The sequence below is a fragment of the Rahnella sp. NRRL B-41462 genome (assembly GCF_003263525.1).
In the GTDB taxonomy this organism is placed as follows: Bacteria; Pseudomonadota; Gammaproteobacteria; order Enterobacterales; family Enterobacteriaceae; genus Rahnella; species Rahnella aceris.
This window is the reverse complement of the sequence record NZ_JYDF01000010.1, coordinates 133,393-151,021: the sequence shown is the minus strand read 5'-3', so window position 1 is coordinate 151,021 and position 17,629 is coordinate 133,393. Positions and strand designations below refer to the sequence as shown.

At 51.1% G+C, this 17,629-nt stretch carries 15 protein-coding genes and 2 tRNA genes; 13 read left to right on the top strand and 4 right to left on the bottom strand.

The genetic code is table 11. From position 1 onward, the window contains the following. Positions 1 to 58: 58 nt before the first annotated feature. From UC14_RS04165 to UC14_RS04155, 3 genes are all read right to left on the bottom strand, one after another. A tRNA-Leu gene (locus UC14_RS04165) sits at positions 59 to 145 on the bottom strand. 46 nt (positions 146 to 191) lie between these two features. After that, a tRNA-Leu gene (locus UC14_RS04160) sits at positions 192 to 277 on the bottom strand. Between the two features lie 194 nt (positions 278 to 471). Beyond that, a complete protein-coding gene (locus tag UC14_RS04155) occupies positions 472 to 1,410 on the bottom strand; it encodes a LysR family transcriptional regulator (protein WP_013577115.1) in 939 nt (312 codons plus the stop codon). Positions 1,411 to 1,535: 125 nt separating this feature from the next. Here UC14_RS04155 and UC14_RS04150 point away from each other — a divergent pair, with 125 nt between their 5' ends. Beyond that, positions 1,536 to 2,528: an aldo/keto reductase gene (locus UC14_RS04150; protein ID WP_112197261.1), complete on the top strand. Its 993-nt coding sequence runs from the start codon at positions 1,536 to 1,538 to the stop codon at positions 2,526 to 2,528. Between the two features lie 4 nt (positions 2,529 to 2,532). Here the strand turns inward: UC14_RS04150 and rsmC are convergent, their stop codons facing one another. Then, entirely contained in the window at positions 2,533 to 3,579 is a 1,047-nt protein-coding gene (gene rsmC / locus UC14_RS04145; protein WP_013577113.1) for a 16S rRNA (guanine(1207)-N(2))-methyltransferase RsmC, read from the bottom strand. A 139-nt stretch (positions 3,580 to 3,718) separates the two neighbouring features. Here rsmC and UC14_RS04140 point away from each other — a divergent pair, with 139 nt between their 5' ends. The 12 genes from UC14_RS04140 (at position 3,719) to deoA (ending at position 17,555) form a co-directional block, all read left to right on the top strand. Continuing rightward, entirely contained in the window at positions 3,719 to 4,132 is a 414-nt protein-coding gene (locus UC14_RS04140; protein WP_112197260.1) for a DNA polymerase III subunit psi, read from the top strand. After that, positions 4,101 to 4,544: a ribosomal protein S18-alanine N-acetyltransferase gene (rimI, locus tag UC14_RS04135; RefSeq protein ID WP_013577111.1), complete on the top strand. Its 444-nt coding sequence runs from the start codon at positions 4,101 to 4,103 to the stop codon at positions 4,542 to 4,544. Before UC14_RS04140 ends, rimI begins: the two co-directional genes overlap by 32 nt. A 231-nt stretch (positions 4,545 to 4,775) precedes the next feature. Next, on the top strand, positions 4,776 to 5,099 hold the full coding sequence (locus UC14_RS04130) for a helix-turn-helix domain-containing protein (protein ID WP_013577110.1): 324 nt from the start codon (positions 4,776 to 4,778) through the stop codon (positions 5,097 to 5,099). A gap of 2 nt (positions 5,100 to 5,101) precedes the next feature. Further along, positions 5,102 to 6,361 (top strand): type II toxin-antitoxin system HipA family toxin, encoded by a 1,260-nt coding sequence (locus UC14_RS04125; protein WP_112151014.1) that lies wholly within the window; start codon positions 5,102 to 5,104, stop codon positions 6,359 to 6,361. 164 nt (positions 6,362 to 6,525) lie between these two features. After that, on the top strand, positions 6,526 to 8,115 hold the full coding sequence (gene prfC / locus UC14_RS04120) for a peptide chain release factor 3 (RefSeq protein ID WP_013577108.1): 1,590 nt from the start codon (positions 6,526 to 6,528) through the stop codon (positions 8,113 to 8,115). Positions 8,116 to 8,527: 412 nt separating this feature from the next. Next, the gene (locus tag UC14_RS04115) at positions 8,528 to 11,083 is read left to right on the top strand and encodes a glycosyl hydrolase family 18 protein (RefSeq protein WP_112197259.1); all 2,556 of its coding nucleotides are present in this window, start codon (positions 8,528 to 8,530) and stop codon (positions 11,081 to 11,083) included. Positions 11,084 to 11,506: 423 nt separating this feature from the next. Beyond that, positions 11,507 to 12,100: a molecular chaperone OsmY gene (osmY, locus tag UC14_RS04110; RefSeq protein ID WP_013577106.1), complete on the top strand. Its 594-nt coding sequence runs from the start codon at positions 11,507 to 11,509 to the stop codon at positions 12,098 to 12,100. 318 nt (positions 12,101 to 12,418) lie between these two features. Further along, positions 12,419 to 12,580, top strand: a complete 162-nt coding sequence (locus UC14_RS04105) for a DUF1328 domain-containing protein (RefSeq protein WP_013577105.1) — start codon at positions 12,419 to 12,421, stop codon at positions 12,578 to 12,580. Positions 12,581 to 12,853: 273 nt separating this feature from the next. After that, the gene (locus tag UC14_RS04100) at positions 12,854 to 14,026 is read left to right on the top strand and encodes a patatin family protein (RefSeq protein ID WP_370447451.1); all 1,173 of its coding nucleotides are present in this window, start codon (positions 12,854 to 12,856) and stop codon (positions 14,024 to 14,026) included. After that, positions 14,023 to 14,808 carry a TatD family hydrolase gene (locus tag UC14_RS04095; RefSeq protein ID WP_015690484.1) on the top strand — a complete coding sequence of 262 codons (786 nt, stop codon included), beginning with the start codon at positions 14,023 to 14,025 and terminating at the stop codon, positions 14,806 to 14,808. The genes UC14_RS04100 and UC14_RS04095 overlap by 4 nt, the downstream gene beginning before the upstream one ends. A gap of 548 nt (positions 14,809 to 15,356) precedes the next feature. Next, positions 15,357 to 16,136, top strand: coding sequence for a deoxyribose-phosphate aldolase (deoC, locus tag UC14_RS04090; RefSeq protein ID WP_013577101.1), 780 nt, complete (start codon positions 15,357 to 15,359; stop codon positions 16,134 to 16,136). 90 nt (positions 16,137 to 16,226) lie between these two features. Then, the gene (deoA, locus tag UC14_RS04085; protein WP_112151011.1) at positions 16,227 to 17,555 is read left to right on the top strand and encodes a thymidine phosphorylase; all 1,329 of its coding nucleotides are present in this window, start codon (positions 16,227 to 16,229) and stop codon (positions 17,553 to 17,555) included. The last annotated feature ends 74 nt before the right edge of the window (positions 17,556 to 17,629 follow it).

Genomic DNA, 17,629 nt, shown 5'->3' with positions numbered 1-17,629 from the left:
TATTTTTTGAAACTGAAAGAAGTATTGCAGGAAGGAAAAACTGAGGAACAGAATCACGTGGTGCGAAGAGAGGGACTTGAACCCTCACGTCCGTAAGGACACTAACACCTGAAGCTAGCGCGTCTACCAATTCCGCCACCATCGCACAGATGATTTCTGCTTACTGCTGGATTCGATTTATATCACCGGAGTGGTGCGAAGGGAGGGACTCGAACCCTCACATCCAAAGGACACTAACACCTGAAGCTAGCGCGTCTACCAATTCCGCCACCATCGCGTTCCAATTGATTACTGTGTTGACGCATTCATCGGAATGTCATCAGCAAGTAACACAACCACGGGGGCGAATTCTAGAGATTTTCCCACAGGCGTCAATAGTTATTTCCCCCATTTCGGACGTTTGATGTAAAAAACAGCATATTCGTGGTGAATGGTTCAATGTCTCAGAACGTCGTCAGGTTAATCGATGGTTTAATCAACGATTTTTCCCATAATGAGGTTCTTACACACCGGGTCAGCAGGGCTGGAAAACAGCGCGATAAGCCAGTCCAGCAGCACGCGGATCCTCGGGGCCAGGAAGCGGCCGGGCGGATACATAATGTACAGCGGCATTGGCGGCGGAAGATGCTGATGCAGTACTTCCACCAGTTCGCCCTGTGCCAGTTCCTGCGTCATGGCCAGTTCCGAGGCCTGAATCAGCCCAAAACCCGCTTTTGCGGCGGCGACGTACGCATCGGCGCCGCTGACGGTCAGCGTGCTGGCAAGTTGTCGCTTTTCGATCTTTCCGTCTGTCACGAATTCCAGATGTGAATCTGCCCGCTGATGGGCAAAAAAATAGCCCACGGCGTGATGTGCGGTGAGATCTTCCGGTGTCTGCGGCGTACCAAATTTGGCTAAATATTCCGGCGATGCGCAGGTGATTTGTTTCAGGTCTGTCAGATGGCGCGACTGCAGATTGTCATCTTCCGAAGGCCATGCACGCACCACGCAATCCACCCCCTGATCGAGCAGATTGATGGCGTTGTCATTGGCACTGACACTCAGGGTTATCTGCGGATAGCGCTGGTAAAACGTCGGCAGCGCGGGGATCACCATCACGCGTGCCAGAGAATGCGGCATGTCGATGCGGACAATGCCAGCGGGCTGGTTTTTGTGATGCGCAAACAGGGCGTCAGATTCTTCCAGCGCTGAGATCAATTGCAGGCAGCGTTGATAATAGATTTTGCCTTCATCGGTGATTTTGACCTGCCGTGTCGTGCGCAGAAACAAGCGGACACCCAGTCGCTGTTCCAGACGTTTCAGGGTCGTACTGACCGTGGCGCGTGGCACATTAAGATCTTCCGCAGCCCGGCTGAAACTTTCCAGTTCGGCAATGCGGATGAAGATTTTCATCGCCTGAATTTGATCCATACTGTTCTCAATGATTGTTTGCGATTTATGAACAGTGTTGCACGTTTTCGCTGATTTATCTTTCCTGAAAGAACAACCAAACTTTATCCCGTTACTTCTCCTCTCTGTGTCATAAGGAAAATCCGATGAAACAACGTCAGCTGGGTAAAAAGGGTCCGATGGTGTCAGCGCTGGGGCTGGGTTGCATGGGCATGAGCGACTTCTATACCACCGGTCTGGATGATAAAGAATCGATGGCAACGCTGGAGCGTGCGCTGGAACTGGGCGTCACGATGCTGGATACCGCCGACATGTATGGCCCGCATACCAATGAAGAACTGCTGGGGCGTTTCCTGAAAGGGCGTCGCAATCAGGTTTTTTTAGCCACCAAATTCGGTATTGTGCGTGATCCGTCCCATCCGCAGGTGCGGGGTACAAACGGCCATCCGGACTATGTCCGCAAATCAGTAGAAGGCAGCCTGAAGCGTCTGGGGACCGACGTTATCGACCTCTATTATCAGCACCGTCCGGATCCGACGGTGCCGGTCGAAGAAACCATCGGCGCGCTCTCCGATCTGGTGCGGGAAGGCAAGATCCGTTATATCGGGCTGAGCGAAGTGCCTGTGAGCATTCTGGAACGGGCGCATAAAGTGCATCCGGTCACCGCGCTGCAAACCGAATATTCGCTCTGGTCACGTGATGTGGAAGCCGATATTTTACCGGCGTGTGAGCGTCTGGGGATTGGTTTTGTGCCTTACAGCCCGCTGGGTCGGGGTTTTCTGACCGGACAAATCCGTTCAGTGGACGATCTGGATTTGGATGATTACCGCCGCGACAGCCCGCGTTTTCAGGGGGACAACTTCGCGAAAAATCTGCAACTGGCGGAGAAAATCAGTGAACTGGCGCAAGAGAAAGGGGTGAAACCCTCGCAGCTGGCGCTGGCGTGGGTATTATCGCAAAGCGATAACATAGTGCCGATCCCTGGCACCAAACATCGTCATTATCTTGAGGAAAACATCGCCGCGCTTGATGTCTCCCTGAGTGAAGCCGAAATCGCGACGATCGAAGCAGTGTTTCCTTTCCGCGTGGCAGCGGGTGATCGCTACAACGCGGAACTGATGCGTTTCCTCAACGTCTGACTGATTAACGTTTTTTCTTTTTCAGATCGCGCGGCGGACGTCCACGTACGGCCCGGTACACTTTGAAGCGGCCGTTTTGTGCCAGCACTTCGTGGCTGCCAAAGGCGTCATCAAGCAGGGCGGCATAAGGCAGGAAGGCGTTCGCCACAATGCGCAGTTCGCCGCCGATGTTCAGATGGCTTACCGCACCACGGATCAATTGCTCCGCCGCTGTCAGACTGGTTTGCAGACCTTCATGGAATGGCGGGTTGGAGATGATCATATCGAAACGCCCGGCAATGTCGGAATAGACGTTGCTGGCAATGACTTCGCCCGGCAGATCGTTTGCCGCCAGTGTGGCGCGGCTGGCTTCGATAGCGGCCGCACTCACATCACTTAGCGTGATTTTCATCTTCGGCGAGTACATGGCCAGTACCGAGGCCAGTACCCCGGCACCACAGGCAACATCCAGCACTTTACCTTTAACCGGCTCTTCGAAACTATTGATCAGCAACAGACTTCCGCTGTCCAGACCTTCACGGCTGAATACACCCGGCAGGGTTTTTATGGTCACTTCTTCGACCATGTACTGATCCCACCAGCCGTCAGCATCAAACTCAGGCTGCTTTTCCAGACGGCCATGGTACAAACCGCAACGACGTGCACTGTCGACTTTACTCAGTTCGCACAGGCCTTCCAGCGTGGTTTCCCCGCTGCGAACGCCACTGCGGTTTTCACCGATGACAAACACATCAATGCCGACCGGTAAGTGTGACAGTAAGTTGAACAGCTGGAATTTCGCTTCCAGTTTGCTCTTTGGCCAGTAATAGACGAGCACATCACACGGCGCGATGAATTCAGCATCAGCAACTAAGCCAAACTGAACGTTATCTCCCAGCGCTTTGCTGAGCATCTGCCAGTGGTGATACATATTGGTGTGGACGCGAACTTCTTCGGCGTCAATTTCAGCTGGCAGGCTGTCTTGTAAGTCACCGGCGAACAGGACGCGGCGGCCTTCAAATTCTTCGCTATGGCGCAGTATGACTTCACTGGCCGGAGTTAATGCAGACATCAGGGTGAGGCTCCTCAGGAATGAACGCGGGATTATATACTCTTCGTCTCTGATTGAGTAATCGAGCTTTATTGGCGCATGTTCGATGTGTTTGCTAGCATAGCCGGGCTTTTCGCACTTCAACCGGCAGGGATCAGGCATGGCATCCAGACGAGATACATTATTACAACAGCTGGGCATTACCCAGTGGACGCTGCGCCGGCCTGCTGTATTACAAGGCGAAGTGGCAGTCAGTCTGCCCGCGGGAACTAAATTGCTGATCGTCGCCGCCGTTCCGCCAGCAGAAGATGATCCGCTGGTCAGCGATGTTTTGCGCAGCCTGACGCTAAAAGAATCAGAAGTTTACCGCCTGACGCCTGAACAGGTCACTATGTTACCTGAAGATACCCGCTGCAATATCTGGCGACTGGGGGTAAGCGAACCGCTGACTCTCACTGGCCCGCAGCTCTCCAGTCCGGCCCTGGCCGCACTCTATCAAGACGCCGGCGCCAAACGCGCGCTCTGGCAGCAGATCTGTGAAAATGAACAACATTTCTATCCTGACGCCCGCTGATCTTCCCCGCGCATTCGCCATCGAACAAGCCAGCCATGCCTTTCCGTGGACTGAAAATACGCTTGCCAGCAATCAGGGCGAACGCTATCTGAATCTCAAAATCATGCAGGGCGAAGTGATGGCTGGTTTTGCGATCACTCAAATTGTTCTCGACGAAGCCACACTGTTTAATATCGCTATCGATCCGGCTTTTCAGCGTCAGGGCTTAGGCCGTACGTTGCTGGAAGAAGTGATACAACAACTTGAACAGAAAGATGTTTTTACATTATGGCTTGAAGTTCGTGCCTCCAACGCCAAAGCGATCGCGCTCTATGAAAGTCTCGGTTTTAATGAACTTTCCATTCGCCGTAATTACTATCCCGCCGCACAAGGCCGCGAAGATGCCATCATGATGGCGCTGCCGCTGGGGTGATACCGTAACAACATCTCATTTACTGTAATTTATACTATTTACATCCAATTAGTTGTATTCCGCCAAAATTACAATTAAAAAGGTGTAATTCATTATATTTACAGTTAAAGAGTTGTAATTAGGATTATTTACAGCAAATTAAGTGTAAATTTTAATTATTACAATTAATGTGTTGTTAAATAACCCGAAAAACAGCTATTTTGTTGTAAGTAGTCTGTCAGGAGATAGCTAATGAGAACTCTCAATGAATTGCCGACCTTATTAAAACAAAGGCGCCGGCAGTTAGGGCTGAGCCAACAAGATATGCGTATGAGAACGGGTATGACTCAGCAGCAGTATCAGAAAATTGAAGCGGGTGCGGATCCCCGTCTTTCAACGTTACTGAGGATCCTGGAAGGCATGGAGCTGGAACTCATGTTGGTGCCGCGTCAGCGTGTACAAGAGATTAAAGAGCTGCTTGATTCGACAATTAGTAACGGTAACCGCCCATCTGAGCCGGAGCCAGAGAGTCTTAACAATGATTGGGATGACATCTTAAGTGATTTAAAGGAGTAAACATGGAGAAGCTGGTGGAGTCAGTCGAGGCTTTAGCACTGTATCTTGATGAGCAGTGTGTAGGGGTTTTAGCACATTATGCGGGCAGCCGAAATATCCTATCTTTTGCCCCGGAGTATCTTGAACTACCCATCAGTCAGCGTCCCGTTTTTACATTGACGCAAAAAGTGCGGGCAGAATATCTCAATAAGCCGCTTATCAGTTTTCACAAGCTTCCCCCGGTTCTTTCAAATTTGTTGTCAGAAGGCGCATTGCGAGAATGGATGGCGTTGACGTTGAAAGTCCATCATGACGATGAGTTCCCATTACTGGCCTATGCCGGTAATAACCTGCCCGGTGGGATAACCGCCGTGCCACTTAAGGGGGGCGAAATACCTGGCTGGGCGCTGACATCTCGTGGCGACAAACTGGAAGCCGTTCAAATTGATGTTTTGCATAGCACCGACAAATTTTCTCTGGCAGGTGTTCAGATGAAGTTCTCTGCATTACGACAAGATGGCCGTTTCAACGTGAGTACGGCTGTCGGGGGAGACAGTTGGATTATCAAAACACCGTCAACGGCACATCGTGCAGTGCCTGAGAATGAATTTAGTGCGATGAAATTAGCGCAGGTAATCGGTGTCAATATCCCTGAGATTAAGCTTGTCGAGCTCCGAAATTTGGTCAATTTACCTGATATCCCTTTACCTGATGAGCCTTATGCTTACGCGATTCGTCGCTTTGACCGCACGGACGAAGGGCGCGTGCATACTGAGGATTTTGCACAGATTTTTCAGGTTCATGCGCGGAATAAATATAAGGGCTATAGCTACGACGATATTGGTCGTGCTCTTTATAGAGTCGGTGCAGGAGGAATCATCGATATTCAGCAGATGGCGCGCCGGATGTTGGCGAACATTTTAGTGGCGAATGGGGATGCCCATCTAAAAAACTGGACGGTGATCTACCCCAATCGAGTGGACGCTGTCCTTTCACCTGCCTATGACATTGTTTCTACCAAACCCTATGTTAAGAGGGAAGATGGTGTGGCTTTGAATATGGCAAAAGAAAAACGATGGAGTGTGATTAATATGCAGACCTTCAAGCGCTGGGCTGAAAGAATTGGTGTACCATGGTCTGCCGTTGAAGTGCATCTTGATGAAGCCATTGAAATTGCGCGTAAATGCTGGCCAGATTTGCTTACGGAGTTACCGATGCTTGAAGAACATAAAATAGTTCTGCAAGAACACTGGGCCGCACTTTCAACCGACTTCCGTTTCTAAAGCGCTCTCTTAGTCACACCACACAAAAAAACCATTGATTGCCCATCCCGTCTAAATCAGTGAAAATAGCCGGCTATAACTTTTATTACCGCTTTGCCTGACGTCACCTTCTGACGTGATGTGAATCCTATGCAGGGCGGACCAACCGCAGAAACGTGAAAAACATGTCTCCAAGTGAATACGCCCTTGAAGTGGCTAAGCGCCGCACATTTGCCATCATCTCTCACCCCGATGCCGGTAAAACGACCATTACCGAAAAGGTTCTGTTATTCGGACAGGCCATTCAAACAGCTGGCACTGTAAAAGGCCGTGGCTCCAGCCATCACGCCAAATCCGACTGGATGGAAATGGAAAAACAACGTGGTATTTCCATCACCACGTCCGTGATGCAGTTCCCGTACAAACAGTGTCTGGTTAATCTGCTCGACACCCCGGGGCACGAAGACTTCTCCGAAGATACCTACCGTACCCTGACTGCCGTTGACTGCTGTCTGATGGTTATCGACGCCGCAAAAGGTGTCGAGGATCGTACCCGTAAGCTGATGGAAGTGACCCGTCTGCGCGATACGCCGATCCTGACTTTTATGAACAAACTCGACCGCGATATCCGCGATCCGATGGAAGTAATGGACGAAGTGGAGCGCGAGCTGAAGATCGCTTGTTCTCCGATTACCTGGCCGATCGGCTGCGGTAAATTGTTCAAAGGGGTTTACCACCTTTATAAAGACGAAGTGTATCTGTATCAGACCGGTAAAGGTCACACCATCCAGGAAGTTCGCGTGGTCAAAGGCCTGAACAATCCGGAGCTGGATGTTGCCGTCGGCGAAGATCTGGCTGCGCAACTTCGTGATGAGCTGGAACTGGTGCAGGGTGCATCACATGAATTCGATCACGAAGCTTTCCTGCAAGGTGAGCTGACGCCGGTATTCTTCGGTACCGCGCTCGGTAACTTTGGTGTCGACCATATGCTTGATGGTCTGGTGGACTGGGCTCCTGCGCCGATGCCACGTAAAACTGACCTGCGCGAAGTGAAAGCTGATGATGAGAAATTCACAGGTTTCGTGTTTAAAATTCAGGCCAACATGGACCCGAAACACCGTGACCGCGTGGCGTTCATGCGTGTGGTATCCGGCAAATATGAAAAAGGCATGAAGCTGCGTCAGGTGCGTACGGGTAAAGACGTCGTGATTTCCGATGCCCTGACCTTTATGGCCGGTGACCGTTCACACGTTGAAGAAGCCTATCCGGGCGACATCATCGGTCTGCACAACCACGGCACAATTCAGATTGGCGACACCTTTACTCAGGGTGAGAACATGAAGTTCACTGGCATTCCTAACTTTGCCCCTGAACTGTTCCGTCGTATCCGCCTGCGTGACCCGCTGAAACAGAAACAGTTGCTGAAAGGGCTGGTACAGCTTTCAGAAGAAGGCGCGGTACAGGTCTTCCGCCCAATCGCCAACAACGATTTGATTGTCGGAGCGGTCGGCGTGCTGCAGTTTGAAGTGGTCGTGGCGCGTCTGAAAAGCGAATACAACGTGGAAGCGATTTACGAATCGGTGAATGTCTCGACCGCCCGCTGGGTGGAGTGTAGCGACGTGAAGAAATTCGAAGAATTTAAACGCAAGAACGAAACCAACCTCGCGCTGGATGGCGGCGATAACTTAGCATATATCGCACCCACTATGGTGAACCTGAATCTGGCTTCAGAACGTTATCCTGAAGTGAAATTCCGTAAAACACGCGAACATTAATTCATTCCTGTTTCTGAAAAGGCGACTTTGATGTCGCCTTTTTTATTGTTTCTTAATTTTGCATTAATAAAACATATATTAATTTATTTTGTTAAGGCAGAGTACTTATTATATATTTGTATGCCTTTTGATGAAAAATATACCTGACTTATTAAATAATCTTAATTTTAATTATTAGTGCGATTAGTTATGTTTAGATGAGTCCATTCCTTAATAGATATGCCATTATGTGCGGTGAATAAGTTACCTCATATTTATTTAATATGTTTTGGGGGTAATTAATATTTTTTGTTTATGAAATAGTAACAAAAGTCTTAATTTCACAGGAATTACAATAGGTTTTCTCGCGAAACATATATGTATTCTATGAATATCCCGCCATGGCAATGATATATATATAAGGAATGTAGTTATGAGAATGAATAAAATCACACAGATGCTCTGTGTTGCCGGTTTGACGATGGCTTCAGCCAGCGCTTTTGCCCTTGAAGCCTGGAACGGACAGGAAGGGGGTGACACCTTTGAAGTCATCTTTGACGGCAGTGTTTACTCAAATGCCTGGTGGGTCGGTGCGACAAACTGCCCGGGCACAGCGGAACAAGATCAAGGTGCCAACCCTTGGCGTAAGGTGCGCGACGCATCTGCGACTGAAATGAGCCAATATGGCAACCCGACCGTTTGTGAGATTGCCGGCGACGGCACGCAGAATAATTATGTCGATTATGACAGCAGTCGTGATTATTTAGCCGGTGATATTGTTCTGGCAAATGGCATGACATACAAAACGTCTAAACCAACGCCGGCTCACAGTTTCGCACCAGCAGAAAATAACCCGTGGGTAGTGTATGCACCGACGCCGGTCTGGAGCAGCAGTGCAACCTATAATCAGGGCGATAAAGTTCAGAAAGACGGAGTTATGTATGAAGCTCTGTTTTACACCATTAATAATGATCCGTCGCTGACGGCTAATCAGAACCCGGACGGAAATAATGGCCATCCGTGGAAACCTCTAGGTCCGGTTCAAACCTACTCTCAGGATCAAATTGATAACGCGCCAACGCTGAATATCGATACCTTATATCCTGCTAATTCATTAGTGAAATATAACGGCAAAAATTATCAGTCTTCTGTAATAGTTCAGAAAGTTAAACCTGACGATGTTTCACCGTGGGCTGTGTATATGGACTGGAGCGGCACGAAAGAGCGCGTGGGTACGCCGAAAAATCCGTGGCCTGCTCAGTTCTATGCGCCTTATGTCGATTTCACCTTAAATATGCAGCCTGACCTTGTCGGTCTGGCGAAAAACCAGAACGTTAACCACTTCACCATGGCCTTTATGGTCGCTAAAGATGCTAACACCTGTGTACCGACGTGGGGCACCGCTTACAGTGTTACCAACTACGCGCAATACAGCAAAATCAAAGCATTACGTGAAGCAGGCGGCGATATCATGGTGTCGATCGGCGGCGCGAACAATGCGCCTCTGGCCGCAGCCTGTAATAACGTGAATGATCTGCAACAGCATTATTATGACATTGTCGAAAACCTGAACCTGCAGGTGCTTGACTTCGATATCGAAGGAAACTGGCTGGCTGATAAAGAATCTATTCAGCGCCGCAATGCCGCCGTCAAATTAGTACAGGATCGCTGGGCTGCCGAAGGCCGTCACATCGGTGTCTGGTATACCCTGCCTGTTCTGCCAACCGGTTTAACCCATGAAGGGATGGAAGTGTTGCAGGATGCCAAAGATCAGGGCGTCGTGCTGACCGGGATTAACGTGATGGCGATGGATTACGGCAACGTACAATGCCAGTCAGCCAACACTGAAGGTCAGAATATTCACGGTAAATGTGCCACTTCTGCCATCGATAATCTGTTCACTCAGGTGAAAGGTTTATACCCTGAGAAGAGCGCCGCACAGGTTTACGCCATGCTGGGGACAACGCCGATGATTGGCTATAACGATGTGCAGGGAGAAGTGTTCTATCTTTCCGATGCGCGTCTGGTTTATCAGCAGGCAAAAGATTATGGCCTGGGTATGATCGGTGCGTGGTCTGTGGCGCGTGATCAGCCGGGTGTTTCAGGGCAAGTTTCTGCGGAACACAGTGGTATGACGCCGGAACAGGCTCCGATGTACGCTTACAGCGAAATCTTTGCGCCAATCACCAGCGGTTCACCGGCACCGGTAGAAACCAATACGCCGCCGGTCGCTAATGCCGGTATTGCTCAGCAGGTTAATGGAACCGCTGTTATCACGCTTGACGGTTCAGCCAGCACCGATAAAGAAGGCGACACCCTGACGTATCAGTGGAAGCAAGTTTCCGGGCCAGCAGTGACGCTGCAAAACAGCGACGCGGCAAAAGCGACATTCAGCGTGGCGCAACCGGTGACCAATGCGGTGTATACCTTCTCGCTGACCGTGAGTGACGGCGAAGGCAGCACCACAGCGCAAACCAGCGTGAATGTGATTGATGCATCTAAGCCTGTTGCACCGTCCGTTACCCTTGAATCCACGTATACCGTGACTTCAGGTGAATCGCTGACGCTGACAGCAAAAGTGACAGATCCGGATACGCAGGCTGCTGATTTACATTATCAGTGGACTAATCCGGCTGGATTGCCAGTCGCACCGGCTCAGGGGGCAGCATCCAACACTGAAGTGATCAATGCACCACAAGTAACAGTTGATACGCGCTTTACTGTCGACGTGACCGTCACTGATAACACCGGTTTAACCGATACCGCAACGACCACGATTCTGGTGAAAGCCAAAACAGCGGCAGGGGATTATGAGTATGTTTATCCGCAAAGTAGTGAGAAATACGTCGCGGGAACCCGGGTATTAGGCAGTGACGGTGGCATCTATCAATGTAAGCCTTTCCCATACTCCGGTTGGTGTAATCAGGCGGCCTGGGCGTATGCTCCTGCGACCGGCACTAACTGGCAGGATGCGTGGGATAAACAGTAATTTCACCACCGAAGACTGATTTCTAACGCAATAATTTTCCAATGGCTCCTGTAAAGGGAGCCATTTTTTTATCTGATACCCTTCCGGATCTTACGCTTTGTTATCAATATGCCGATATTTTGCGCAAATTTTGGCGTAAACCTTCGGACTTGTCTGCATTAGAGGCCATATTCGACGATCTCCCTACTAATCTGAACATTCTTGACTATATTAAATGTGTGTTCAGGACAGGGTGGCTTAAAGCACTACTTTAAAGTCACTCAATAGAGAGTTATGTCGGATGGTGATTAAAAGCCAGAATAAAACGATGTACTCTGCTACAACGGAAGTAAAAACAGCAGCAATACAATTTGTTATAAGGCGTCACCAAGAATGTGGCGTGCAGAGTCGCAACAAGGCTCATAAACCAAAAGGAAGAAATCGATGAAAAATTCTAAATTTGCCTATTCAATGATGGCCGTAGTTCTGGGTACCGCACTGATGAGCGGTAGCGCTCTGGCAGCAACGACGACTACAGATAGCGCAGGTGCAAAAATCGATAGTTCCATGAAGAAAGTTGATAACTACATGGGCGACAGCGCTATCACCGCGAAAGTGAAAAGTGCTCTGGTAGATGATAAAGCCATTAAAAGTAGCGATATTTCCGTCACGACGAATTCCGGTGTTGTTACGCTGAGTGGTTTTGTCGGTTCGCAGGCTGAAGCCGAGCAGGCTGTTGCTGCGGCAACCAAAGTTGAAGGTGTTAAATCCGTCAGCGACAAACTGCATACCAAAGACAGCAAAGATCAAAGCGTTAAAGCCTATGCCGGTGACAGCGCGACCACGGCTTCTGTAAAAGCCAAATTGCTGGCGGATGACATTGTCCCGTCACGTAACGTGAAAGTCGAAACGACCGACGGCGTGGTACAGCTCTCAGGCGCAGTGAAAGATCAGGCACAGTCTGACCGTGCTGAAAGCGTTGCGAAAACCGTTGATGGCGTGAAAAGCGTCAAAAATGACCTGAAAGTCGCACCGTAACGATCACGTGCTCTGTCTGTTGTACGAAGCGCCTTCCCACGGGCAGGGCGCTTCATTTTTTGAATAACACATAATTACATTTACGTTGCCCGCTGAAGATTTGTGTTGGACGAGATTTGCCTGCGGTCGGAAAAATATTGTGTCGGAAACGCTAAGACTTTCATTTTTCGACTACCTTTATTAGGTAAGCATTTTTTGTTACCGGCATGCTGCCGGTTGATAAAGCGTCATAAGGCAAATGTTTCACAATGAGTCCGGCCCGAAGCGGGGCACAACCTTTTAAAATGGCAAAGTGAAAATAGGGTAAAGGAGAAGCTTATGTTTCGTTGGGGCATTATTTTTCTAATCATCGCGTTGATCGCGGCGGCTCTCGGTTTTGGTGGTTTGGCGGGTACAGCGGCCTGGGCTGCAAAAATCGTCTTCGTAGTCGGTATCATTCTGTTTCTTGTCAGCCTGTTTACCGGTCGTAAACGACTCTGACCGCATCATTCCAGTGATGCCAAAATGTGTTAATTAATGACATCGCCCCCTTCACTGAAGGGGGCGATTCTTTTATGTGTACAATCTGGCCGTTAACAGGACGTAACGATTTTGTCGCCCGATTTTGGCAAGAAATCTACGCAAAGCAGGAAGACGAGGTATGCTCTGAAATGAAGGCCAACTGAGTGGGGCCATTTGCGTGAGGACGATGCGTTGGGATACAGAATACCTGTCACGCTGGGGAATATAGAACCGCTGGCGTACAAACCCTATATGCCGGGGAAGATTGCCCTGGTGTGCGAAGGCGGCGGGCAGAGAGGCATTTTTACGTCAGGCGTGCTGGATGAGTTTCAGCGCGCGCGTTTCAATCCCTTTGATTTATATCTGGGCACCTCTGCGGGTGCGCAAAATCTCTCTGCTTTCGTCTGCGGGCAGCCCGGCTATGCCAGAAGGGTGATCACCCGCTACACCACCAGCCCTGACTTTTTCAACCCGCTGCGTTTTGTGCGCGGCGGACATCTTATCGATCTCGACTGGCTGGTTGAAGAAACGGCTAAAAACATGCCGCTGGCGATGGACAGTGCTGAAAAGCTTTTGATCGACGGCCGGGAATTCCTGATGTGCGCCTGTCGCAGTGATGATTATGCGGCCAATTATTTCTCGCCGACGCGGGAAAACTGGCTACCCGTGATCAAAGCCTCAAGTGCTATTCCGGGCTTTTACCGCATGGGTGTGGATCTGGATGGTGTCAGCTATCAGGACGGAGGCATCAGTGACGCGATCCCGGTTGAAGAAGCGTACCGCCGTGGCGCGGATACCATTGTGGTCATCCGTACCGTGCCTTCGGCGATGTTCTATACGCCGCAATGGATGAAGCGCATGGAACAATGGCTGAGTGAAAGCAGCCTGCAACAACTGGTGCGCATGATGCAGCACCACGAAGAAAGTTATCACCGCATTCAGCAATTTATTGAGAATCCGCCGGACGATGTGCGTATTTTCGAAATCTTCCCGCCAAAACCGCTGGCCAGCCACGCGCTTGGCAGTCGTCTGCCTGCGCTTAATCAGGATTACCATCTTGGCCGTCGCTGCGGACGGTACTTCCTTTCTGCTGCGGCACACTGGCTGTTACCGCGTGAAAACGAGCGCCCTCATCCGCAAATCGAACCACGGATATTCCGCCAGCCAAAACAGGTTATCGTGCCGCAGGATGAACCGGAAAATGTGATCCCGCTGGCTGCTTCGGTCAGTACGGTTGAGCAAATCATTCTGGATCCAGCCGTGTTGACGGATATGGTCGCCGACGGCGGTATGGTGCGTCCGGCAGCATTTAAAGACAACGTGGTCAGTGCGCCGCAACCGCAGCACGCATCCTCAGACATGCCGCCACCGGAAAGTCCGGCGTCATCAGAAAATTATCCGTCCAGTGAGGGCGAAAATCTGTGAGTTTCACCTTCGTCGATACGCATTGTCATTTCGATTTTCCGCCGTTTACCGGCGCGGAAACGGAAAGCCTGCGCCTCGCTGCAGAAGCTGGTGTAGGGCAGATTATTGTTCCGGCGGTCACGTCTGACCGTTTCAACGGCATTCTCACTCTGACCGAAAAATTCCCGCAATTGCACGCCGCGCTGGGCTTGCATCCGCTTTATATCGCCGAACATAAAGACAGTTGTCTGGATTTACTGGATTCACTGCTCAGCCAGCGGGATCCACGCCTGGTGGCAGTCGGGGAAATCGGCCTGGATTTATACATGGAAGCGCCGAAGTTTGAGCAACAACAGCGGTTGCTGAAAGCGCAGTTCGCGCTGGCAAAGCGTGAGATGTTGCCGGTGATCCTGCACTCCCGTCGCAGCCACGATCAGCTGGCGGCGCTGCTGCGTCAGGCAAAACTGCCGGCAACCGGGGTAGTGCACGGATTTGCAGGCAGTCTTTCTCAGGCGCAGGCGTTTATCAAACTGGGTTTTGCGATAGGCGTGGGTGGCACTATCAGCTACGAACGCGCGCAGAAAACCCGTCATGTGATGGCAGAATTACCGCTTTCGTCATTGTTGCTGGAAACCGATGCGCCGGATATGCCGTTGCAGGGGTTTCAGGGGCAGCCTAATCGCCCGGAACGGGCGGCAATCGTGTTCGACATTCTGTGCAGCCTGCGCAGTGAAACGCCGGAACAGATTGCTCTTGCACTGCTCGACAATACCCGCCGCATCTTTAATCTCCCTTCCCGGTAAACCGTCGAAATTTTAATTTTGTGATTTAAATAACATTTACCCTGACGTATAGAAACCTTTCCAGAAAGGGTTTCTGGCGTATTGCGATTTCATTTCTCTTTAAAATGTTATTATTATAACATTGCTCGTAAGATCGCCGGTTGGTGATCGCGGTGTGGCCACCCGAACTCCGTTTGTCATGATTCGGGTATACACTCTTATTAAGGGTCGAATACTGAGCATAAGGGCTAAGAATTGTGACCAAGGTCTCATTTAGCCAAGCAACGTTGCAATCGGTTTTCATTTTGTGTGAAATAATGCACACAGGAACCTGATGTGACGTGTTCAAATAGTCACAACGAACTGGCGTCAGCCAGTCCAAGCGCGGTGAGAAGGATCTCAGTTGCCACGTAAGCCGTTCCACGCCGCTTACGCACGCTATCTTCAAGGAACCAAGTCCGCTCGCCAACGTGCAGAATTCTCTTGCCGACGTTAAACGCCGGAACGAATTCATGACTGTATGCTCAGTCCCGGCCGGTCGCTGGAATTGAAAATTGTTGGAGAGTTATATGACCGATTTAACCGCCGCAGCGCAACGTGCGCTGAACCTGATGGATTTAACCACCCTGAACGAAGACGACACTGATGCAAAAGTGATCGCGCTTTGTCATCAGGCGAAAAGCCCGGCAGGTAACACCGCTGCTGTCTGTATTTATCCTCGTTTTATTCCTGTTGCCCGTAAAACCCTGCGCGAACAAGGCACGCCGGACATCCGTATTGCCACCGTCACCAACTTCCCGCACGGTAATGACGATCTTGAGATTGCGCTGGCAGAAACCCGCGCGGCAATTGCTTACGGTGCCGATGAAGTTGACGTGGTCTTCCCGTACCGCGCGCTGATCGCCGGTAACGAGCAGATTGGTTTTGAGATGGTGAAACAGTGCAAAGAAGCCTGTGCGGCTGCCAATGTGCTGCTGAAAGTGATCATCGAAACCGGTGAGCTGAAGCAGGATGCGCTGATCCGCAAAGCCTCTGAAATCGCCATCAACGCAGGCGCTGACTTCATCAAAACCTCTACCGGTAAAGTGCCAGAAAACGCCACGCTGCACAGCGCTGAGTTGATGATGAGCGTGATTGCTGAGATGGGCGTGGGCAAAGCTGTCGGTTTTAAACCGGCCGGTGGCGTGAAAACCGCTGAAGACGCTGCGCAATATCTGGCACTGGCTGATCGCCTGCTGGGCCGCGAATGGGCTGACGCACGTCACTTCCGTTTCGGCGCATCCAGTCTGCTGGCAAGCCTGCTCACCACTCTCGGTCACGCTGGCCAGAAAGCCACCAGCAGCTACTAATCACTGTTGTTATGCCAATACCGTGGCGCTGTTTTACAGCGTCCGGTATTCGCATCTACATTTAGCGTTCAGCTCAGGCAGGGGGATACCTTGTTTCTCGCACAAGAAATTATTCGTAAAAAACGTGACGGTCAGCCTTTAAGCGATGAAGAAATTCGTTTCTTTGTTAATGGTATTCGCGACAGTCAGGTTTCAGAAGGCCAGATTGCCGCGCTGGCAATGACTATCTATTTCAATGATATGACCATGAATGAGCGTGTGTCGCTGACCATGGCAATGCGTGACTCCGGTACCGTACTGGACTGGAAATCGCTCAACCTCAACGGCCCGATCGTTGATAAACATTCGACCGGCGGTGTGGGTGACGTGACGTCCCTGATGCTGGGGCCGATGGTAGCGGCATGCGGCGGTTATGTGCCGATGATTTCCGGCCGCGGCCTCGGTCATACCGGCGGTACGCTGGATAAACTTGAAGCCATCCCAGGCTTCGATATTTTCCCGGATGACAGCCGTTTTCGCCGCATCATTCAGGATGTCGGCGTGGCAATTATCGGCCAGACCAGCTCGCTGGCTCCGGCGGATAAGCGTTTCTATGCGACACGTGATATCACCGCAACTGTCGATTCTATCCCGCTGATCACCGCTTCGATTCTCGCCAAAAAACTGGCCGAAGGCCTGGATGCGTTAGTGATGGACGTCAAAGTCGGCTCCGGGGCCTTCATGCCGACTTACCAGCTATCCGAAGATCTGGCGCAGGCGATTGTCGATGTGGCCAATGGCGCAGGTTGTAAAACCACGGCGCTGCTGACCGACATGAATCAGGTGCTGGCATCCAGCGCAGGGAATGCGGTGGAAGTGCGCGAAGCCGTGCGCTTCCTGACGGGTGAATACCGGAATCCGCGTCTGCTGGAAGTGACAATGGCGCTCTGTGTTGAAATGCTGCTGTCCGGCGGGCTGGCAAAAGATGACGCCGACGCCCGCAGTCAGTTGCAGGCCGTGCTGGATAACGGCAAAGCCGCAGAAGTCTTTGGCCGCATGATTGCCGCCCAGAAAGGCCCAACCGATTTCATCGAGAATTACGATCGTTATCTGCAACAGGCCACGCTGAGCAAACCGGTTTACGCCGAAGGCAACGGGATTGTCAGCGCGATGGACACCCGTGCGCTGGGCATGGCCGTCGTTTCACTGGGTGGCGGACGTCGCCGCGCCAGCGATGCTATCGACTACAGCGTCGGTCTGACCCATATGGCGCAGCTTGGCCAGCAAGTGGATACCCGTCAGCCACTGGCGATGATCCACGCGAACAGTGAAGCGGCCTGGCAGCAGGCGGCGCAGGAAGTGCGTGCGGCCATTGTCCTGAGCGACAAAGCGCCGGAAAGCACGTCGGTGGTTTACCGCCGGATCGGTGGTAACGCTTGATTTCAGGCCAAATCGCCCCCATTTAAGATTGATCAGGTGCGCGGCAGTTCCGCGTGACCCAATGCGTAACCATT